Below are 19,109 nucleotides of genomic sequence, written 5' to 3'. Positions count from 1 at the left end.
CCGGAGGGCCGGGGACCACGCCGACGCCGGTCCAGTCCGCCCATCATGGACGGCACGTCTGAGAGAAGTCTGAATCGTCCCCCCCGGTTCTTCCGTACACTGGGGCGGCATCCGGCCCGGTGCCGGCCGTCCGCGGAAGCCCGCGGCGCCGCCGTCGCCGGACCACCCCGCCCACCCCCGGAGAGAGCGCCCATGACCGCCCTGCACCCCCAGCCGACCGCCAAGCACGCCTCGTGGACGTACGCGGAGACCCGGCTGGAGGAGGACGCGGTGCTGCTGCGGGCACGGGAGCGCTCGGCCGAGCTCGGGGTGGCGCCGGTCAGCGAGGGCGCGGCGGCGCTGCTCACCGTGCTGGCGGCCACGCGCGCGCCGGGCGCCGTCGTGGAGATCGGCACCGGCGCGGGGGTCTCGGGCCTCGCTCTGATGCGCGGGCTGCCCGAGCGCACCGTCCTGACCACCGTGGACCCGGAGGCGGACGTGCAGCATGCGGCGCGGGAGGCCTTCTCCGAGGCGCACCTGCCGAACGGCCGCACCCGCATGATCACGGGACGCTCCCGCCTCGTGCTGCCGCGCCTGACCACGGGCGCCTACGAGATGGTCGTGGTGGACGGCGATCCGGCCTCCCGCGCGTTCGACGTGGACCAGGCCGCCCGCATGCTGGCCCCCGGCGGGCTGCTGGTGGTCCTCGACGCCCTGGACCAGGACCGCGTGCCGCGTCCGGCGGTGCGCGAGCCCTCCACGGTGTCCGCCCGCGCCGTGGACCGCGGCATCGCCGAGGACGAGCGGTGGATCTCCGCCGTGGTCCCCACGGGCACGGGCATGCTGCTGGCCGTGCGCCGCTGACGCCTGCGGAGGAGCCCGGAGAAGCACGACGCCCCGCGCACCGGTCAGCGGTGCGCGGGGCGTGCGGCGTTCGGGGCGGTCAGCCCTGGGTGACGCCCTGCAGGCACTCCTTGAGCTCCTGCGCCTCCTCGGCGTTGATCTCCAGGACGAGGCGCCCGCCGCCGTCGATCGGCACGCGCATGATCAGGCTGCGTCCCTCCTTGGTCACTTCCATGGGACCGTCCCCGGTGCGAGGCTTCATGGCGGCCATTGCGACTTCCCTTCTGATGGTGTTCCCGTGTCGGCGCCGCCGGCGGATGTCGCAGACGGGCCCGGTGCCTTCGGCCCCCGCACGCGAGGCGTGGCGTGACCGGTCACACGCCCATTATCGCGGATCGCGCTGGCTGTCGCCACACGAGCCGGCAGGAGCGGCGGCGGCACGCTCCTCCTCGAGCTCGGCGATCCGGCGCTCGCGCCGGGCGAGGCTCTCCTGCAGTGCGGCCACCACCGCGTCCACTTGGTCCCGCTGGTAGCCCGGCACTGCCACGGCGAGGCGCACGTGGTCCACGTCCTGGGCCCGGGGGTCCGCGGGCAGGAGCACGGGGTGGCGGGGCTCGACGCCGGCGGGCGCCTCCGCGCGCAGGGTCGCGCGGCCCGTCGCCGCCGCCACGAGGGCGGCCACGGCCACCACGAGGGCGAGGACGAGGGCGATCCAGATCGGCTGGCTCATGCCCGGCCCCCCTGCTGGACCGCGGCCATGAGCGCCACGGCCTCCTCCGCGGTGTCCACCACGGAGAGCAGGTCGACGTCGCCGGGTGAGATCATCCCGCGCGCCTCGAGGGCCCCGCGGATCCAGTCCACCAGGGGACCCCAGAACGCACGGTCCACCAGCACCACGGGGAAGCGGGTCACGGTGCCGGTCTGCACGAGGGTGAGCGCCTCGAACAGCTCGTCCAGGGTGCCGAAGCCGCCGGGCAGCACGATGAAGCCCTGCGCGTACTTCAGGAACATGACCTTCCGGGCGAAGAAGTAGCGGAAGTCCACGCCGATCCCCACGTAGGGGTTCAGCCCGGTCTCGAAGGGGAGCTCGATGCCGAGGCCCACGGACACGCCGCCCACGTCGTGCGCGCCGCGGTTGGCGGCCTCCATGGCCCCCGGACCGCCGCCCGTGATGACGGCGAAGCCGGCCTCGGCGAGGCGACGCCCCACCTCGCGGGCGAGCGCGTACTCGTCGGTGCCCTCCCCCGTGCGGGCGGAGCCGAACACGGAGACGGCGGGGCCGAGCTGCGCCAGCGTCCCGAAGCCCTCCACGAACTCCGCCTGGATGCGCAGCACGCGCCACGCGTCCGACGTCGTGGAGGCCACGTCCGAGACCGGCGGCGCCGTCATGCCCGACTGGCGGGTGTCCAGCAGGAGCTGGTCGAAGGTGGGGGCGGCAGCCGCGGCGCCGCTCAGGATCTGCCCGCCGCGGCGCACGGGCCCTCGATCGGGGTCCGCGGGCTGGGACGGGTGTGTCTGGTCGGCCATGGCCCCCACCCTAGCCAGTCGGGCCCTCTGGTCGCCCCCGTGGCGCAGGCCTGCGCTCCCCGCGCACCCGGGAGATATCCTGCGGTGACATCCGCCGCCCAGCGCGGCGCGCCGTCGACCCCCAGGAGACCCCGTGCCGCCCGCTGCGTCCCCCGACCGCCACCGCCTCGCCCGTGCCCGGCGGGCAGCGGCGACGGCCGCCCTGGCCGCCACGGTGGCGCTGGTGTCCGGATGCTCCGCGCCGGCCGCGCCCGAGGCCCCGCAGCCGCCCGAGGCGGCGGGGCCCGAGACCACCGCGCCGGTGGCCCCCACGCCTCCTGCCGGGCCGGGGACGCCCGTCGAGACCTCCTCCTCACCGCGCTCCGCCACGCCGGCCCGGACGACGAGCACCACGGACGCCACCGACGGCGCCTCCGCCGCGCCCACGCCCCGGCCGCGCACGGACGGCGTGCTGCGGATCGCCCTGTCCGGCGACCGGCCCGGCCTGAGCACGGGCGAGAGGGACGACACCCCGGACGGGTTCGACGCCGACGCCGCCCGCGCCACGGCCATGTTCCTCGGCTACGAGGAGCGTCAGGTCCAGTGGGTCTGGCTCGGGACGCGCGCCCCCGCCGACGCCCTCTCCGCCGGGATCGTCGACCTGGCGGTCGGCGGGGTGCCCCTGACGCCGGCACCGGACGAGCCCATGGACGTGGCCGGCCCGTACCTGTCCGCCCGCCTGGGCGTGCTCGTGCCGGCGGACTCGTCCGTCGCGGAGCCGGCAGACCTGGAGGGCGGCACGGTCTGCGTGGAGTCCGGCTCCCCCGCCGCGGCCGCCCTCCGCGCCGAGGTCCCCGGTGAGGTGGAGCTGCTCGTGCAGGGCGGCGCCGCCGAGTGCCTCCCGGCGCTGCGCACGGGGCGGGTGGATGCGATCGCCGGCGACGAGCCTCTGCTGGGCGCGCTGAGCCGGGCGGACGAGGCGCCGGAGGCGCGCCTGCTGGACGCCGACCTCGGGGCCGCCCAGTACGGCGTCGGCCTGCCGGAGGACTCCACGCTGTGCGACGACGTCACAGCGGCCCTCGCCTCGCACCGCGCCGACGGCGGCTGGGCCCGGTCCGCCGAGGCTCTCGAGCGCGCCAGCGGGGTGCCGCTGTCTCCACAGCTGCGGCTCGCCGCCCTCCCGGATCCCGACCGCTGCGACCGCTCCCCCGCGCAGGGCGCCCAGTGAGCTGACGGGCGGGGATCGAGGCCGTCAGCCCGCCAGGAGTGTGATGCACCGCACGGCGTCCTGTGACATGGGCTATATTCCCTGCATGACCCACCACACCCCGGACACCGCCCACGGCGCCCATGCCGTCGGCACGGTGGCCTTCGGCGCACCGTCCGAGGCGCTCATCCGCCTCGAACACGTCAACAAGCACTTCGGCGAGTTCCAGGCCCTCAAGGACATCGACCTCGCCATTCCGCGCGGTCAGGTGGCGATCGTCCTGGGCCCCTCGGGCTCCGGAAAGTCCACCCTCTGCCGCACCATCAACCGCCTCGAGACCATCGACGACGACGGCGGCCGCATTCTCATCGGCGGCCAGCCGCTGCCCACCGAGGGCAAGGGGCTGGCCCGTCTGCGGGCCGAGGTCGGCATGGTGTTCCAGTCCTTCAACCTCTTCGCCCACAAGTCGATCCTCGAGAACGTGACCCTCGGGCCGATCCGGGTCAAGGGCAAGAAGAAGGCCGAGGCGGAACGGCATGCGATGGAGCTCCTGGAGCGCGTGGGCGTGGCCCCTCAGGCCAAGAAGATGCCCGCCCAGCTCTCCGGCGGCCAGCAGCAGCGCGTGGCCATCGCCCGCGCCCTGGCGATGGAGCCGCAGGCCCTGCTGTTCGACGAGCCCACCTCGGCCCTGGACCCGGAGATGGTGCAGGAGGTCCTGGACGTCATGGTCCAGCTCGCCCAGGAGGGCATGACCATGGTGGTCGTGACCCATGAGATGGGCTTCGCCCGAAAGGCCGGCGACCGCGTCATCTTCATGGCCGACGGCGCCGTCCTCGAGGACACCGACCCCGAGTCCTTCTTCACGGCTCCGCAGCACGAGCGGGCGAAGGACTTCCTCGGCAAGATCCTCACCCACTGACGCCCCGCGGTCCCGCCACGCCGCCTGGCCCTCCCCGTCCTCTCCCACCCGCACCTGATCCCAGGAGACACCATGATCACCAAGAAGCTCGCCTCCATCACCGCCGTCGCCGCGGCCGCCGCCCTCTCCCTGACCGCCTGCTCCCCGTCTGCGTCGAGCGACTCCGGCGCCTCCGCGTCCGGCTCCGCCTCGGGCAGCGCCTCCGCGGGGTCCTCCGACTCGCTGCGCATCGGCATCAAGTTCGACCAGCCGGGCCTCGGCTTCCGTGAGGGTTCGAACGCCCCCACCGGCTTCGACACGGATGTGGCCCGCTACGTGGCCCAGAAGCTGGGCGTGGACGAGGACAAGATCGAGTGGGTGCAGACCCCCTCCGCCAACCGCGAGAACGCTCTGGAGAACGGCGAGGTGGACATGATCCTCGCCACCTACTCGATCACCGACGCCCGCAAGGAGCGCGTCGACTTCGCGGGGCCGTACTTCGTGGCCGGCCAGGACCTGCTGGTCCGCACCGACGAGACCGGCATCACCGGCCCGGACGACCTCGACGGCAAGAACCTCTGCTCCGTCACCGGCTCCACCTCCGCCCAGAAGATCAAGGACACGTTCGCCTCCGGGGTGAACCTCGTGGAACAGGGCGGCTACGCCGAGTGCGTGACCTACCTCGAGTCCGGCCAGGTGGACGCCGTCACGACGGACGACATCATCCTCGCCGGCCTCGCCGCCACGGACGCGAACAAGGGCAAGTTCAAGGTGGTGGGCAATCCGTTCACCACCGAGCGCTACGGCGTCGGCATCGCGAAGGACTCCGACCGCTGCGAGGAGATCAACACCGCCGTCAAGGAGATGAAGGACTCCGGCGAATGGGAGAAGTCGCTCACGAAGAACACCGAGGGCACCGGCTACGAGTACGACAAGGAGCTGAACTCGGGCAAGGACGCCGAGCTCGAGCCCTGCGCCTGATCACCCCCTGACCCGACCGCCTCGGCGGCACCGCCCACCCGGGCGTGCGCGGCCGGGGCAGTCAGGCCACGGCCCCTCCACCCCCGGAAGAGACGGCATCGGAAGACCCATGGAACCACTGTCCACTCTCATGGAGCAGTACGGCTCGGCCGTGCCGCTCGCGTTCTGGATGAACATCCGGCTGGCCGTCCTGGCCACGCTGGCCTCGTTCGTCTTGGGCGTCGTCCTCGCCCTGTGCCGCATCTCCCCCGCCCCCTCCCTGCGAGCGCTCGGCGCCGGCTATGTCCACATCGTGCGCAACACCCCGTTGACCATCATCATGCTGCTGGGAGTCCTGGCGGTGTGGGGCCAGCTGAAGGTCACCTTCGCGAGCGACTTCACCCTGAACTTCTTCATCTATGCGGTGATCGCGCTCTCCCTGTACCACGCGGCCTTCATGTGCGAGGCCATCCGCTCCGGCGTGAACACGGTCCCACTCGGGCAGGCGGAGGCGGCCCGGGCGATCGGCCTGGGCTTCCTTCCAGCGGCGCGTCACGTCATCCTCCCCCAGGCCCTGCGCGGGGCCATCACCCCGATCGGCAACACCGTGATCGCCCTGACGAAGAACACCACCGTCGCCGCGGCCGCCTCGGTCGCCGAGGCCTCCGGGCTCATGAAGACGATGATCGAGTTCCGCCCGGACATGATGGTGGCCATCTTCCTGACCTTCGCGATCGGCTTCTGCCTGATCGTCATCCCGATCGGCCTGCTCACCACGTGGGCCTCTGACAAGTGGGCGGTGAGCCGATGAGCGCCCAGGCCTCCATCCTCTTCGACGCCCCGGGCCCCGTGGCCCGGCGGCGCATCCTGGTCCTCAACCTCGTGGCGCTGGCGGCCGTGGTGGCGGTGGCCGCGCTGGTCCTCGTCCGCATGGCCGAGCGCGGGCAGCTGGAACCCCGCCGCTGGAGCGCGGCACTCGACGCGAACGCGTGGTCCAACTACTACGTGCCCGGACTGCAGTTCACCCTGCAGGTGGCCGCGATCGCGGTGGTCACCTCGGTGGCCTTCGGCCTCGTGTTCGGCTTCCTCCGACTGGCGCCCTTCGCGCCGGTCCGGGCGGCGGCCGCCGTGGTGGTCGAGTTCTTCCGCGCCGTGCCGGTGCTCCTGATGATGGTGTTCTTCTACCAGGCCTTCGCCCTCGCAGCGCGCAGCGGCGTGCTCTCCGCCCAGGACGGCCCCTACTACGCCGTCATCCTCGGGCTCACCCTGTACAACGGCTCCGTGATCGCCGAGCTGGTGCGCTCCGGCGTCAAGTCCCTGCCCAAGGGCCAACGCGAGGCGGCGGCGGCGATCGGCATGACGCCCAACCAGTCCCTGCGCCTCGTGGAGGTCCCCCAGGCCCTCGTCGCCATGCTGCCCTCGCTCCTCAGCCAGTTCGTGGTGATCCTCAAGGACTCCGCGCTCGGCTACCTGATCGGCTTCTTCGAGCTGCTCCAGTACGCCCGGCAGCTCGGCTCGGGCCAGGGGAACATCCTGCAGTCACTGGTGGTGGCCGCGCTCATCTTCATCGCGATCAACGTCCTGCTCACCTGGGTGGCGTCCCGTCTCTCCGGCCTGCTGTCCTCGCGCACCGCGGGCCGGACCAACCCCGCCGCGGGGTCCTCGGCCGTCGCCATCCCGGTGCACGCGAAGCACTGATCCGACCTGCGACGGCCGGCCTCATCTCCGCCCCGCGCGGGCAGGGAGGCCGGCCGTCGTCGTCGGGGAGGGGGCCGCCGCGGTCAGCCCGCCAGCCACCCCGAGAGCGCGTCCAGGCAGGCGTGCACGGCGGCGCGGTCCACGTGCTCGTCGTCGGTGTGGGCCAGCAGGGCGTCGCCGGGGCCGAAGTTCACGGCGGGCACGCCGAGGGCGGAGAAGCGGGCCACATCGGTCCAGCCGTACTTGGGCTTGGGCTCCCCGCCCACGGCGGCCACGAACGCGGCCGCCGCGGGCCGGTCCAGTCCGGGCCGGGCGGCGGCGGAGGCGTCCATGACCTCCACCTGCGCCGTCCAGTCCACCCCGGCACGCTCGAACACCTGACGCACGTGGGCGTGCGCCTCCTCGAGGGTCTTGTCCGGGGCGAAGCGGTAGTTGACGTCCACGTGCGCCGCGTCCGGGATGACGTTGCCGGCCACGCCGCCGGCGATCCGGATGGCGTTGAGGCCCTCCCGGTAGTCCAGGCCCTCCACGGTCACCGTGGCGGGGTCGTACGCGGCGAGGGCGCCCAGCAGGGGGCCGGCCTTGTGGATCGCGTTCTCCCCGCGCCAGGCTCGGCCGGAGTGGGCGGCCACCCCGGCGTAGGAGACGCGGTAGCGGCACGTGCCGTTGCAGCCTCCCTCCACGACGCCGTCGGTGGGCTCCAGCAGGACCGCGAAGTCGCCCTCGAGCAGCTCGGGGGCCTCGCGGACCACGCGGCCGAGGCCGGAGAGATGCGAGGCGACCTCCTCGTTGTCGTAGAACACCCAGGTCACGTCGTGCACGGGGGCCTGTGCGCCCGGCGCGTCCGTGCCGCCGCCGAAGCGGCCGGCGAGGGCGAGCTGCACCGCCACCCCGGACTTCATGTCCACCGCACCGCGGCCGTAGAGCGTATCCCCGTCCCACGCGCTCGGCACGGTGCCGCGCGAACCCGGGACGGTCGGCAACGGCACCGTGTCCAGGTGTCCGGCGAGGATCACGCGGGTGTCCCGGCCCAGCTCGGTGCGGGCGACGACGGTGTCGCCGAGGCGGCGCACGTCGAGGCCTCCGAGCCCGCGCAGGGCGGTCTCCACCGCGTCGGCGAGCGGCCGCTCCTCCCCCGAGACCGAGCGGATGTCCAGCAGGGTGGCGGTCAGCTCCGCGACGTCCAGGTCGGCGGCGGTGAGGTCCGAGAGTGCGGGGGCGGCGTCGAGGGCTGTCATGGCGTCCAGTCTACGGACGCGGTCGGCCCCCGCCCCGGGTCCGGCGGGGCCCGATCGGTAGGCTGGGCCCATGACCGAGACCGCCGCACACCCGTCCCCCGCCTCGACCGCCTCGACCGCCCCCTCCGGCTCCGCCCGCCTCGTGGCCGGCCATGGCCTGGCCACCCGTGCCGCTGACGGCACGGTGCTGGACGTGTGGTTCCCCGCGCCCGTCGCCGGGCCGCTCGCTTCGGCGGACGCCTCCGTCGGCGGCATGCTGGACGGCCTCGCCACGGACGACGCCGACCGCGGCACCACGCAGTCCGTCGTCGCCCTCGAGGTCGACCTGGACGCCGCCCCCGCCTCCCCCGAGGACGCGTGGCTGCGCCTGCATGCGCTCTCCCACCGCCTCGTCCGCCCGAACGAGCTCAACCTCGACGGCGTGTTCGGCCTGTTGGCCAACGTCGTGTGGACCAATCACGGCCCGTGCGCCGTGGACGGCTTCGAGCTGACCCGCGCGAAGCTGCGCGCCCGCGGCTCCGTCACCGTGCACGGCGTGGACAAGTTCCCCCGCATGACGGACTATGTCGTGCCCAGCGGCGTGCGCATCGGCGACGCCGACCGCGTCCGCCTCGGCGCGCACCTCGCCGAGGGCACCACCGTCATGCACGAGGGCTTCGTGAACTTCAACGCCGGCACGCTGGGCCACTCCATGGTCGAGGGCCGCATCTCGGCCGGCGTCGTGGTCGGCGACGGCTCCGACCTCGGCGGTGGCGTCTCCATCATGGGCACCCTCTCCGGCGGCGGCACCCAGAGGATCGTGATCGGCGAGCACGTGCTGCTCGGCGCGAACTCGGGCGTCGGCATCTCGATCGGCGACGACTGCGTGGTGGAGGCCGGTCTCTACGTCACGGCCGGCACGCGCGTCACGGTGCTCCGCGAGGGCGAGGAGCCCGCCGTCGTGAAGGCCGTGGACCTCTCCGGCGTCCCGAACCTGCTCTTCCGCCGCCACTCGGGCACGGGCGCCGTCGAGGCCCTGCCGCGCGCCGGGCGCACGGTGGAGCTGAACGCCGCGCTGCACGCGAACGGCTGACCATGAGCGCCCCTGCCGCTCCGCGCCGCCGGCCGTCCCTGGCGCGGCGCGCCCTTGTCACGGCCACGGGCGTGCTCGTGCTCGGCGGCCTCGGGGCGGGCGCGTGGTGGGCCTCGGAGGCCGGCCACGGCCCGTTGCTCGGCCCGGAGGTGTGCCTCGTGATCACCGACGACGGCGCGCACCACCGCCTCTCCCCGGACCGCGCCGCCGTCGCGGGCGTGATCGCCGCGACCGCGCAGGAGCGCGGGCTGCCGCCGCGCGCGGCCACGATCGGGATCGCCACCGGCATCCAGGAGTCGGGCCTGCGGGCCCTCGACCACGGGGACCGGGCCGGCCCCGACTCGCGCGGCGTGTTCCAGCAGCGCCCCTCGCAGGGCTGGGGCACGCAGGAGGAGGTCATGGACCCGGTGTACGCGGCGAACGCGTTCTTCGCCGCGCTGGAGGACATCGCCCCGGACTATCAGGACATGGCCGTCACCGAGGCAGCCCAGGCGGTGCAGCGCTCGGCCTACCCGGACGCCTACGCGGACCACGAGGTCGAGGCCCGCGCCTGGGCCGCCGCGCTCACGGGCGAGTGGACCGAGAAGCTGCGCTGCCGCCTCGACACGCCGGGCGACGCGGACCCGGAGGGCTTCCTCGCCGCCGCGGCGCGCCAGCACCCCTCCGTCGCATGGAGCCGCCCGCCCGAGGACTCGCCGAGCGGCAGGACCGTGGCGGTCGCGGGCGGCACGGGCGGCCTCGACGATGCCGAGGCCCGCTCCCTCGCCGCCTGGTCCGTGGTCAACGCGGACGCCCACGGGGTGCGCACCGTGGAGACCGGGGACCTCGTGTGGGAGCGGTCGGGCGGCGGCGGGTTCGTCAGCCGCGCCGAGGCCGGGATCGATCAGACGCCGGTGGAGGGCGTGCGCGTCACCTTCTGAGCGGCGCGGGTTCGCGCCGACGACGACGCCGGCCCGCCGCCTCCGCGAGGAGGACGACGGGCCGGCGGACCCCCGAGCGGGGCGTGCGGTTCAGCGCTGCGGGTACTGGCGCAGTGGCTCGCCCACGTAGATCTGGCGGGGACGGCCGATCTTGGTGGCCGGATCCTCCATGAGCTCGCGCCACTGGGCGATCCACCCGGGCAGGCGGCCCAGGGCGAAGAGGACGGTGAACATCTTCTCCGGGAAGCCCATGGCCTTGTAGATCACGCCGGTGTAGAAGTCGACGTTCGGGTAGAGCTTGCGCTCCACAAAGTAGTCGTCGGCCAGGGCCTTCTCCTCGAGGCGCTGCGCGATCTCGAGGAGCTCGTCGTTGCCGCCGAGCTTGGCGAGGATGTCCTCGGCGGTCTTCTTGATGATCTTCGCGCGCGGGTCGTAGTTCTTGTACACGCGGTGGCCGAAGCCCATCAGGCGGACGCCGTCCTCCTTGTTCTTCACCTTCTCCATGAAGTCCTCGGGCTTCGTGCCCTCGGCCTGGATCTTGCGGAGCATGTTCAGCACGGCCTCGTTGGCGCCGCCGTGCAACGGGCCGTACAGCGCGTTGACGCCCGCCGAGACGGAGGCGAAGAGGTTCGCCTCGGTGGAGCCGACGAGGCGCACCGTGGAGGTGGAGGCGTTCTGCTCGTGGTCCGCGTGCAGCATGAGGAGCAGGTCGAGCGCCTTGACCATGTCCGGGTCGATCTCGTACTCCTCGGCGGGCACGCCGAAGCACAGGCGGAGGAAGTTCTCCACGTAGTTCAGGTTGTTGTGCGGGTACATGAAGGGCTGGCCGAGCGACTTCTTGAACGCGTAGGAGGCCAGCACCGGCAGCTTGCCCAGCAGGCGGATGGTGGAGATGTGCACCTGGTCCGGGTCGTGCGGGTCCAGGGAGTCGCCGTAGAACGTGGAGAGGGCGGACACGGAGGAGGACAGCACCGGCATCGGGTGCGCGTCGCGCGGGAAGCCGTTGAAGAACATCTTCAGGTCCTCGTGCACCATGTTGTGGCGGAGGATGTTGGTCTCCCAGTCGGCGAGCGCCTCCTTGGTCTCCGGCAGCTCGCCGTAGATCAGGAGGTAGGCGACCTCCATGAAGGAGGAGTTCGCCGCGAGGTCCTCGATCGCGTAGCCGCGGTAGCGCAGGATGCCCTGGTCGCCGTCGATGTAGGTCACGGCGGACTTGGCGTTCGCGGTGTTCATGAAGCCGGGGTCGTAGGTCACGTCGCCGGTCTCCTTGAGGAGCGGGGCGATCTTGATGCCGTCGTTGCCGGCCGTGGCGCGCTCGATGCCGAGCTCCAGGCTCTTCTCGCCGACATTCAGCCGGACGGACTCGTTCTCAGTCACGGGAAACTCCCTCGTCGTGGTTCATGGATGGCCCCGCGCAGCACGCGAGGATGGGGCACACCGCACGTGGGGACGTCTGCGGCCCACGCTACCAACTCCCGTGCCCGGCGGGGCACGGGGGCGGCGCGGCGGCGACGGTGTCAGTCCCGCGCGGCTGCGCGCTCGGTGAGCCGGCGGGCGGCGCGGGCGACGGCGTCGTCCGAGGCCGTGAGCGCGACGCGCACGTAGCCCTGGCCGGCCGGGCCGTAGAAGACGCCGGGCCCGGCGACGATGCCGAGGTCGGCCAGCGCCCCCAGCAGGTCCCACGAGTCCTGTTCCGTGGCGGCAGACGGGTCGGTGTCTGCGCGGCGCGTCCACAGGTAGAGGCCCGCCTCGGAGTGGTCCACGGCGCAGCCGGCCGCCTCCAGCGCGGGCTTGAGGAGCGTGCGGCGGCGCCGGTAGCGGTCCTTCTGCTCGGCCACGTGCGCGTCGTCGGCCAGGGCCGCGGCCATCGCGTGCTGCACGGGCGCGGGCACGATCATGCCCGCGTGCTTGCGCGTGTTCACCAGGGCGGCCACGAGCGCGGGATCGCCCGCGGCGAACGCCGCGCGGTACCCGGCCAGGTTGGACTGCTTGGAGAGCGAGTACACGCTGAGCAGGCCCGTGAGGTCCCCGCCGGAGACCTCGGGGGCCAGGATGCACGGCACCCGCGTGTCCTCCCATGCATCCCACCCGAGCTCGGCGTAGCACTCGTCGCCGCACACCACGGCGCCGAGGGCGCGGCCCTGGTCCACGATCCGCTTCAGCGCGTCCGCGGCGAGGACGGCGCCCGTCGGGTTGGCCGGCGAGTTGGTCCACACGAGGCGCACGCGGGCGCGCACGTCCGGGTCCAGCTCCTCCAGGTCGTCCGCCGCCACGGCCTGCGCTCCGGCGATCTGCGCACCGATCGCGTACGTGGGGTAGGCGGTGCGCGGGTGCACCACGACGTCGTCCGCACCGAGGCCCAGCAGCGTCGGCAGCCACGCGATGAACTCCTTGGAGCCCACGGAGGGGATGACGGCGGCCGGGTCCAGCCCGGGGACGCCGCGGCGACGGGCGAACCAGTCCACCACGGCCCCGCGCAGCGCGGCGGTCCCGTGCGTGGTGGGGTACCCGTGGGCGTCGGCGGCCTCGGTGAGGGCGCGCCGGATCAGCTCCGGCGTGGGGTCCACGGGCGTGCCGATGGACAGGTCCACCGTGCCGTCCGGATGCGCGGCCGCGCGCTCACGGTAGGGGGCGAGCGTGTCCCACGGGTAGTCCGGGAGGGTGAGCATGGGCGCTCAGGCGTCCGCGTTCTGCGGCGGCAGGGCGGCGATGATCGGGTGGTCCTTGGCGATCTTGCCCAGCTTGGCCGCGCCGCCCGGGGAGCCGAGGTCATCGAAGAACTCGACGTTGGCCTTGTAGTACTCGGCCCACTCCTCGGGGGTGTCGTCCTCGTAGTAGATGGCCTCCACGGGGCACACCGGCTCGCACGCGCCGCAGTCGACGCACTCGTCCGGGTGGATGTAGAGGGAGCGCTCGCCCTCGTAGATGCAGTCCACGGGGCATTCGTCGATGCACGCCTTGTCCTTGACGTCCACGCACGGCAACGCGATCACATAGGTCATGACTGACCGTCCACCTCTCGTCGGTGATGGGGGTTCGGGGCTTCCGCCCAGGGTACTCTCTCGGTCCGACGCGGGCCCCTGCGCCCGCCTCGGGCGGCGAGGGCCGGCAGCACCACGCCGAGCACGGGCAGGCCCGCGATCCAGGCCACCGAGGCCAGTGCGGCGCCCGGCATCGCCGCGAACACGTCCGGCGTCCACGGCAGGCCCAGGCGGTCCGTCGCCGGCAGGCGGCAGAGCGCGAGCGCGGCGGTGAACGCGCCCACCGCGACGGCGGCGCCGGCCGGGAGGGCCCGCCCGCCGGCGTCGGCGGTGCGGCGCATCCACCACCACTGGGCGGACCCCGCCAGCAGCAGCGCCAGGGCGGCGCCCCACGGCAGGGTCCAGGCGCCCGCGAGCGGGGCCGCGTTCAGGTGGGTGGCGGTGCCGAGGGCGCCGACTCCCAGGCCGAGCAGCACCCCGCCGACGACGGACGCCGCCGGCGGGGTGGGACGCTCGGCGGACGCGTCAGGCACGGGCGCGCTGGCGGGCGGCCTTGTTGCGCTCGTTGGCGTCCAGGATCACCTTGCGGATGCGGATCGACTCCGGGGTGATCTCCACGCACTCGTCCTCGCGGGCGAACTCGAGGGACTCCTCGAGGGTGAGGATGTGCGGCGGGGTGAGGCCCTCGAAGTTGTCGGCCGAGGCCGATCGCATGTTCGTGAGCTTCTTCTCCTTGGTGATGTTGACGTCCATGTCGTCCGCGCGCGAGTTCTCGCCGACGATCATGCCCTCGTACACCTCGGAGCCCGGGTTGATGAAGAACGTGCCGCGCTCCTGCAGGTTGATCATGGCGAACGGCGTGGCGGTGCCCGCGCGGTCGGCCATGAGCGAGCCGTTGGTGCGGTACTCGATCTCCCCGGCCCACGGCTCGTAGCCGGCGGCCTCGGAGGAGGCGATGCCGGCGCCGCGGGTCTCCGTGAGGAAGCGCGTGCGGAAGCCGATCAGGCCGCGGGCGGGCACGAGGAACTCCATGCGGATCCAGCCGGTGCCGTGGTTGGACATCTCCTGCATGCGGCCCTTGCGGGCGGCCATGAGCTGTGTGACGCCGCCCATGAACTCGTCCGGGATGTCGATGGTCATGCGCTCCATGGGCTCGTGGACCTTGCCGTCCACGGTCTTGGTGACCACCTGGGGCTTGCCGACGGTGAGCTCGAAGCCCTCGCGGCGCATCTGCTCCACGAGGATGGCCAGGGCGAGCTCGCCGCGGCCCTGGACCTCCCACGCGTCGGGGCGCTCGGTGGGGAGCACCTTGAGGGACACGTTGCCGATGAGCTCCTTGTCCAGGCGGTCCTTCACCTGGCGCGCGGTGACCTTGGCGCCCTTGACGCGGCCGGCCAACGGGGACGTGTTGATGCCCACGGTCATGGAGATGGCCGGATCGTCCACCGTGATGAGCGGCAGGGGCTTGGGGTTCTCGGCGTCGGTGAGCGTCTCGCCGATCATGATGTCCTCGATGCCGGCCACGGCGACGATCTCGCCCGGGCCGGCGGACTCCGCGGGGACCCGCTCGAGGCCGCGGGTGGCGAGGAGCTCGGTGATCTTGACGTTCTTCAGCTGGCCGTCCTGGCGGGCCCAGGCCACGGTCTGCCCCTTCTTGAGGGTGCCGTTGAAGATGCGCAGCAGCGCGAGGCGGCCCAGGAACGGGGAGGCGTCCAGGTTGGTCACGTGGGCCTGCAGGACCTCGCCCTCCGTGAAGGTGGGGGCGGGGATGTTGGACATGATCACCTTGAACAGCGGCTCGAGGTCCTCGGCGTCCGGCAGGGCGCCGTCCTCGGGCTGGTTCACGGAGGCGCGGCCGGCCTTGCCGGAGGCGAACACGACGGGCACGTCCAGCACGGCGTCCAGGTCCAGGTCCGGGTCCTCCTCGGCGAGGTCCGAGGCCAGGCCGAGCAGCAGGTCCATGGAGTCGGAGACGACGCCGTCGATGCGGGCGTCCGGGCGGTCGGTCTTGTTGACCACGAGCACCACGGGCAGCTTGGCCGCGAGGGCCTTGCGCAGCACGAAGCGGGTCTGGGGCAGCGGGCCCTCGGACGCGTCCACGAGCAGGACGACGCCGTCCACCATGGACAGGCCGCGCTCCACCTCGCCGCCGAAGTCGGCGTGGCCGGGGGTGTCGATCACGTTGATCGTGACGGTCTCGCCCTCGGGGGCCGACGGGCCGGAGTAGAACACCGTGGTGTTCTTGGCGAGGATGGTGATGCCCTTCTCACGCTCGAGGTCGCCGGAGTCCATGACGCGCTCGGCCACGTCGCCGTGCGCGGCGAAGGATCCGGTCTGGCGGAGCATGGCGTCCACGAGGGTGGTCTTGCCGTGGTCCACGTGGGCCACGATGGCCACGTTGCGCAGATCGGAGCGGCGGGTTTCGGTCGAGGTCATGGGGGTCCTGTCCGGTTCGGCAGTCAAAGAGGCGGGGCGCACGACGACGGCGGCCCCGGTGCGATCATACGCGCCGGGGCCGCCGTCGTCGGGCCGGGGGGACGGACGGGGCGACCGTCCGGTCCGTCAGTACACGCCCTCGCCGAGGGAGGCGAGGAACTCGCGGCGCTGCTGACGCCGCTCGGCCTGCTGGTCCGGGTCCGGCACGGGGGCCGCGGCCAGGAGCCGGCGGGTGTACTCCTCGCGCGGGTGGTGCAGCACCTCCTCCACGGGACCCTGCTCCACCTGCTTGCCGTCCTTGAGCACGAGCACCTTGTGCGCCAGCATGTCCACCACCGCCAGGTCGTGGGACACGAAGAGGCACGCGAACTCGTAGCGGTGCTGCAGCTCGGCGAACATGTCGAGCACGGCGGCCTGGACGGAGACGTCCAGCGCCGACGTGGGCTCGTCCGCGATCAGCACCTCGGGATCCAGGGTCAGCGCACGCGCGATGGAGATGCGCTGGCGCTGGCCGCCGGAGAGCTCGTGCGGGAAGCGGTTCACCACGCTGCGCGGCAGCTTCACCGCGTCCAGGAGCTCCTCGGCGCGGGCCAGGCGCGAGCGCCGGTCCCCCACGCCGTGGACCACCATGGGCTCGGTGATGATGTCGCCGATCGGGAAGCGCGGGTCCAGCGAGGCCGCCGGGTCCTGGAACACGACGCCGATCCGGCGACGCAGGGCCTTCTGCTGCGCCTTCGGGATCGTCGCGAGGTCCTCGCCCTGGATGCGCAGGGCACCCGAGGCGATCGGGAGGAGCCCGAGCACGGACTTCGCGATCGTGGACTTGCCCGAGCCGGACTCGCCCACGAGGCCCAGGATCTCCCCGGGCGCCACCGTGAAGCTGACGTCGTGCACCACGCGGTTCCTCTTGCCCCGGTGGTCGTACTCGAGGTTGAGGTTCTCCGCCTCGATCGCGTACCGGGCCCGCGTCTGCGTGGAGGTGACGGGCTCCGGCTCGGCCACCTGGTAGGCGGCGCCCAGCCGGGGCACGGCCGAGAGCAGCTTCTGCGTGTAGGGGTGCTGCGGGTGCTGGAGCACCTGGTGCACGGAGCCCTGCTCCACGAGCTCGCCGTGGAGCATCACGCACACGCGGTCCGCCATGTCCGCGACCACGCCCATGTTGTGCGTGATCAGCAGGATGCCGGTGTTCATCTTGCTCTTCAGCGAGCGCAGCAGCTCCAGGATCTCCGCCTGGACGGTCACGTCGAGGGCCGTGGTGGGCTCGTCGGCGATGATCATCTTCGGCGAGCAGCTGATGGCCATCGCGATCACGATGCGCTGGCGCTGGCCGCCGGAGAACTGGTGCGGGTACTGCTTGAGACGGTTCTCCGGGTCCGGGATGCCCACCATGGTGAGCAGCTCGATCGCGCGCTTGTCCGCCTCCGTGCCGAAGGCGATGCCGTGCAGCTCGAGGGCCTCCGTGAGCTGGTCGCCCACCGTGAGCACGGGGTTCAGGGCGGTCATGGGCTCCTGGAAGACCATGGCCACGTCCTTGCCGCGCACCGAGCGCAGCCGTCCCGGGGACATCGTGAGGATCTCCTGGCCGGCCAGGCGCACCGAGCCGGTGATGTCCGCGTTCGAGGGCAGCAGACCCATCGCGGTGGAGCTGGTCACGGACTTGCCCGAGCCGGACTCGCCCACGAGCGCCACGACCTCGCCGGGCTTGACGTCGAACGTCACGCCCTTCACGGCGTGGACCGGGCCGAACTCGGTGCTGAACTGCACGTCCACGTCCTTGAACGCGAGCACGGGCTCGCCGGCGCGGTCGTCGTGGCGGGTGACCACACCGATCGCGCTCGTGGTCGGCCCCGCGACGACGCCCTCGCCTGCGGGCTCGACGACGGTGCGCTCGCCGACCACGGGGGCGGCCGGGCGGACGTCTGCCGCATCCGCGGACGCGGTGCCCGAGGAGCCGGGCACCGCGGCACCCACGGCGTCGAGGTCGACGGCGGAGGAGCCGTGCGTCCCGGCGGCGTCGACGCCGTGCGGTCCCACCTCGGGGAAGTCCGCCGCGGTGACGGGGCCGTCGGTCGGGGCCGGCTGCGTCAGCGCGGTCTCGGTGGCCGGGGCCACGTCCTTCTTCTTCTTGCCGAACATGAAACGGCCTTTCTTGTCGTTCGCGCTCGAGCTCACAGTGCGCCGCCTCCGTCACGGCCGCGACGGGCGTCGGCCTCGGTCGGCGCGACGTCCTCGGCGGCATCGACGTCCTCGGCGGCGCGGGCCGTCGGGGCGGTCTGCAGGCCGCCGGCGGTGACGGCGCCGGCCTCGGTCATGGCGGCGCGTCGGCCGAAGAGGCCGCGCTTGTGGCGCCCGGCGCCGGCCTGGCGCGGGTCGAAGGCGTCGCGGAGGCCGTCGCCGAGGAAGTTCACGGAGAGGGCGACGGCGAGGATGATCATGCCCGGCCACCAGAACAGCCACGGACGCGTGGTGAAGGAGTTCTGGTACTGGCTGATGAGCAGGCCCAGGGAGGTGTCGGGGGCCTGTACGCCGAAGCCGAGGAAGGACAGCGAGGTCTCCAGCAGCACAGCGCCGGCGATCGCGAAGGTGGCGTTCACGACGATCACGCCGATCGTGTTGGGAAGCAGGTGCTTGAGGATGATGCGGCCCGAGGAGGCGCCCATCGCGGTGGCCGCGGCCACGTACTCCTTCTCCCGGAGGGAGAGCACCTCACCGCGCACAAGGCGGGCCAGCGATGTCCAGGACACGAGCCCGAGCACCACCGCGAGGGGGAAGATGCCCATCTTCAGCCCGGCCGCCATCTGGCCGAGCACGGCCGCGAGGACGAGCAGCGGGATGACGATGATCAGGTCGGTCAGGCGCATGAGAACCGAGTCGACCCAGCCGCCGAAGTAGGCGGAGACGGCGCCGATGAGCGCGCCGATCACCGTGGACAGCAGGCCCACGATGATCGCGATGATCATCGACTGCTGGGTGCCGCGCATCACGAGGGCGAAGTAGTCCTTGCCCGTCGACTCTTGACCGAAGGGGTGTTCGCCCCAGCGGATGCCCTCGCCGCCCAGGAACTGAGGGACGAGCGACATGGTGGGGCGCCCCTCGTTCACGATCGGGGCGGCGTCGGTGTAGGACTTGTCCCACCAGCCGGGCAGGCCGCCGTAGCCGATGGAGGTGAAGGCCATGATCGCCACGAACGCGAGCACCACGAGGGAGATCATCGCGGCCTTGTGACGGAAGAAGCGCTTCCGGACCAGCGCGCCCTGCGAGAAGGACTTGCCGGAGGTCTGCCGCAGCTTGGCGTCCTCGGCCTCGGCCAGGTCGAAGATCTGCTGCGCCTCGGTCTTCGAGACCGGCGTGGAGGTGTTGTCAGTCGTCAT

At 72.7% G+C, this 19,109-nt stretch carries 19 protein-coding genes; 8 read left to right on the top strand and 11 right to left on the bottom strand.

Translation table 11 applies throughout. The features are described 5' to 3' along the window. Positions 1-192 precede the first annotated feature (192 nt). Positions 193-843, top strand: a complete 651-nt coding sequence (locus KZX60_RS08985) for a class I SAM-dependent methyltransferase (protein WP_248117598.1) — start codon at positions 193-195, stop codon at positions 841-843. Between the two features lie 79 nt (positions 844-922). Here the strand turns inward: KZX60_RS08985 and KZX60_RS08980 are convergent, their stop codons facing one another. The 3 genes from KZX60_RS08980 to KZX60_RS08970 form a co-directional block, all read right to left on the bottom strand. Further along, complete coding sequence (locus tag KZX60_RS08980) at positions 923-1,093, bottom strand: DUF3117 domain-containing protein (protein WP_248117596.1); 171 nt, start codon at positions 1,091-1,093, stop codon at positions 923-925. A 114-nt stretch (positions 1,094-1,207) separates the two neighbouring features. After that, complete coding sequence (locus KZX60_RS08975; RefSeq protein ID WP_248117594.1) at positions 1,208-1,552, bottom strand: cell division protein DivIVA; 345 nt, start codon at positions 1,550-1,552, stop codon at positions 1,208-1,210. After that, positions 1,549-2,349: a TIGR00730 family Rossman fold protein gene (locus KZX60_RS08970; protein WP_248117592.1), complete on the bottom strand. Its 801-nt coding sequence runs from the start codon at positions 2,347-2,349 to the stop codon at positions 1,549-1,551. Before KZX60_RS08970 ends, KZX60_RS08975 begins: the two co-directional genes overlap by 4 nt. 133 nt (positions 2,350-2,482) lie before the next feature. Between KZX60_RS08970 and KZX60_RS08965 the strand changes: the two genes are divergently transcribed. The 5 genes from KZX60_RS08965 to KZX60_RS08945 all read left to right on the top strand — a co-directional run bounded on the left by KZX60_RS08965 (position 2,483) and on the right by KZX60_RS08945 (position 7,091). Further along, a complete protein-coding gene (locus tag KZX60_RS08965) occupies positions 2,483-3,556 on the top strand; it encodes a transporter substrate-binding domain-containing protein (protein ID WP_248117590.1) in 1,074 nt (357 codons plus the stop codon). An 85-nt stretch (positions 3,557-3,641) separates the two neighbouring features. Further along, complete coding sequence (locus KZX60_RS08960) at positions 3,642-4,454, top strand: amino acid ABC transporter ATP-binding protein (RefSeq protein ID WP_248117588.1); 813 nt, start codon at positions 3,642-3,644, stop codon at positions 4,452-4,454. Between the two features lie 72 nt (positions 4,455-4,526). Continuing rightward, on the top strand, positions 4,527-5,414 hold the full coding sequence (locus tag KZX60_RS08955) for a glutamate ABC transporter substrate-binding protein (protein ID WP_248117586.1): 888 nt from the start codon (positions 4,527-4,529) through the stop codon (positions 5,412-5,414). A 109-nt stretch (positions 5,415-5,523) separates the two neighbouring features. Then, positions 5,524-6,204 (top strand): ABC transporter permease subunit, encoded by a 681-nt coding sequence (locus KZX60_RS08950; protein WP_248117584.1) that lies wholly within the window; start codon positions 5,524-5,526, stop codon positions 6,202-6,204. Next, positions 6,201-7,091, top strand: a complete 891-nt coding sequence (locus KZX60_RS08945; protein WP_248117582.1) for an amino acid ABC transporter permease — start codon at positions 6,201-6,203, stop codon at positions 7,089-7,091. Before KZX60_RS08950 ends, KZX60_RS08945 begins: the two co-directional genes overlap by 4 nt. 83 nt (positions 7,092-7,174) lie before the next feature. Here KZX60_RS08945 and dapE read toward each other — a convergent pair whose 3' ends face one another. Beyond that, entirely contained in the window at positions 7,175-8,329 is a 1,155-nt protein-coding gene (gene dapE, locus KZX60_RS08940; protein ID WP_248117580.1) for a succinyl-diaminopimelate desuccinylase, read from the bottom strand. Positions 8,330-8,399: 70 nt separating this feature from the next. On the opposite strand from dapE, the gene dapD reads away from it, so the two are divergent. Both dapD and KZX60_RS08930 read left to right on the top strand, forming a co-directional pair. Next, positions 8,400-9,401: a 2,3,4,5-tetrahydropyridine-2,6-dicarboxylate N-succinyltransferase gene (dapD, locus tag KZX60_RS08935; protein WP_248117578.1), complete on the top strand. Its 1,002-nt coding sequence runs from the start codon at positions 8,400-8,402 to the stop codon at positions 9,399-9,401. 2 nt (positions 9,402-9,403) lie between these two features. After that, positions 9,404-10,321, top strand: a complete 918-nt coding sequence (locus tag KZX60_RS08930; RefSeq protein WP_248117576.1) for a hypothetical protein — start codon at positions 9,404-9,406, stop codon at positions 10,319-10,321. A gap of 90 nt (positions 10,322-10,411) precedes the next feature. On the opposite strand, the gene KZX60_RS08925 is transcribed toward KZX60_RS08930, so the two are convergent. From KZX60_RS08925 to KZX60_RS08895, 7 genes are all read right to left on the bottom strand, one after another. Next, positions 10,412-11,674 (bottom strand): citrate synthase, encoded by a 1,263-nt coding sequence (locus KZX60_RS08925; protein ID WP_248117665.1) that lies wholly within the window; start codon positions 11,672-11,674, stop codon positions 10,412-10,414. A gap of 164 nt (positions 11,675-11,838) precedes the next feature. Continuing rightward, entirely contained in the window at positions 11,839-12,990 is a 1,152-nt protein-coding gene (gene dapC / locus KZX60_RS08920) for a succinyldiaminopimelate transaminase (protein WP_248117574.1), read from the bottom strand. Positions 12,991-12,996: 6 nt separating this feature from the next. Next, on the bottom strand, positions 12,997-13,323 hold the full coding sequence (gene fdxA / locus KZX60_RS08915) for a ferredoxin (RefSeq protein ID WP_248117572.1): 327 nt from the start codon (positions 13,321-13,323) through the stop codon (positions 12,997-12,999). Beyond that, positions 13,320-13,835, bottom strand: coding sequence for a hypothetical protein (locus KZX60_RS08910; RefSeq protein ID WP_248117570.1), 516 nt, complete (start codon positions 13,833-13,835; stop codon positions 13,320-13,322). Before KZX60_RS08910 ends, fdxA begins: the two co-directional genes overlap by 4 nt. After that, positions 13,828-15,738 carry a translational GTPase TypA gene (gene typA / locus KZX60_RS08905; RefSeq protein WP_248117568.1) on the bottom strand — a complete coding sequence of 637 codons (1,911 nt, stop codon included), beginning with the start codon at positions 15,736-15,738 and terminating at the stop codon, positions 13,828-13,830. The genes KZX60_RS08910 and typA overlap by 8 nt, the downstream gene beginning before the upstream one ends. A gap of 126 nt (positions 15,739-15,864) precedes the next feature. After that, positions 15,865-17,910, bottom strand: coding sequence for an ABC transporter ATP-binding protein (locus KZX60_RS08900; RefSeq protein WP_248117558.1), 2,046 nt, complete (start codon positions 17,908-17,910; stop codon positions 15,865-15,867). Next, positions 17,907-19,109 carry an ABC transporter permease gene (locus KZX60_RS08895; protein WP_248117556.1) on the bottom strand — a complete coding sequence of 401 codons (1,203 nt, stop codon included), beginning with the start codon at positions 19,107-19,109 and terminating at the stop codon, positions 17,907-17,909. Before KZX60_RS08895 ends, KZX60_RS08900 begins: the two co-directional genes overlap by 4 nt.

Origin of the sequence: Micrococcus sp. EYE_212 (assembly GCF_023147585.1) — a bacterium.
GTDB lineage: Bacteria > Actinomycetota > Actinomycetes > Actinomycetales > Micrococcaceae > Micrococcus.
Note: the sequence above shows the minus strand (reverse complement) of the source record. Positions and strands in the feature narration are given on the sequence as shown.

Excerpts from the sequence above, each read along its gene's own strand:
- KZX60_RS08985 (WP_248117598.1), top strand. The coding sequence starts at position 193 with ATGACCGCCCTGCACCCCCAGCCGACCGCCAAGCACGCCTCGTGGACG.
- KZX60_RS08980 (WP_248117596.1), bottom strand. The coding sequence starts at position 1,093 with ATGGCCGCCATGAAGCCTCGCACCGGGGACGGTCCCATGGAAGTGACC.
- KZX60_RS08975 (WP_248117594.1), bottom strand. The coding sequence starts at position 1,552 with ATGAGCCAGCCGATCTGGATCGCCCTCGTCCTCGCCCTCGTGGTGGCC.
- KZX60_RS08970 (WP_248117592.1), bottom strand. The coding sequence starts at position 2,349 with ATGGCCGACCAGACACACCCGTCCCAGCCCGCGGACCCCGATCGAGGG.
- KZX60_RS08960 (WP_248117588.1), top strand. The coding sequence starts at position 3,642 with ATGACCCACCACACCCCGGACACCGCCCACGGCGCCCATGCCGTCGGC.
- KZX60_RS08955 (WP_248117586.1), top strand. The coding sequence starts at position 4,527 with ATGATCACCAAGAAGCTCGCCTCCATCACCGCCGTCGCCGCGGCCGCC.
- KZX60_RS08950 (WP_248117584.1), top strand. The coding sequence starts at position 5,524 with ATGGAACCACTGTCCACTCTCATGGAGCAGTACGGCTCGGCCGTGCCG.
- KZX60_RS08945 (WP_248117582.1), top strand. The coding sequence starts at position 6,201 with ATGAGCGCCCAGGCCTCCATCCTCTTCGACGCCCCGGGCCCCGTGGCC.
- dapE (WP_248117580.1), bottom strand. The coding sequence starts at position 8,329 with ATGACAGCCCTCGACGCCGCCCCCGCACTCTCGGACCTCACCGCCGCC.
- dapD (WP_248117578.1), top strand. The coding sequence starts at position 8,400 with ATGACCGAGACCGCCGCACACCCGTCCCCCGCCTCGACCGCCTCGACC.
- KZX60_RS08930 (WP_248117576.1), top strand. The coding sequence starts at position 9,404 with ATGAGCGCCCCTGCCGCTCCGCGCCGCCGGCCGTCCCTGGCGCGGCGC.
- dapC (WP_248117574.1), bottom strand. The coding sequence starts at position 12,990 with ATGCTCACCCTCCCGGACTACCCGTGGGACACGCTCGCCCCCTACCGT.
- fdxA (WP_248117572.1), bottom strand. The coding sequence starts at position 13,323 with ATGACCTATGTGATCGCGTTGCCGTGCGTGGACGTCAAGGACAAGGCG.
- typA (WP_248117568.1), bottom strand. The coding sequence starts at position 15,738 with ATGACCTCGACCGAAACCCGCCGCTCCGATCTGCGCAACGTGGCCATC.
- KZX60_RS08895 (WP_248117556.1), bottom strand. The coding sequence starts at position 19,109 with ATGACGACTGACAACACCTCCACGCCGGTCTCGAAGACCGAGGCGCAG.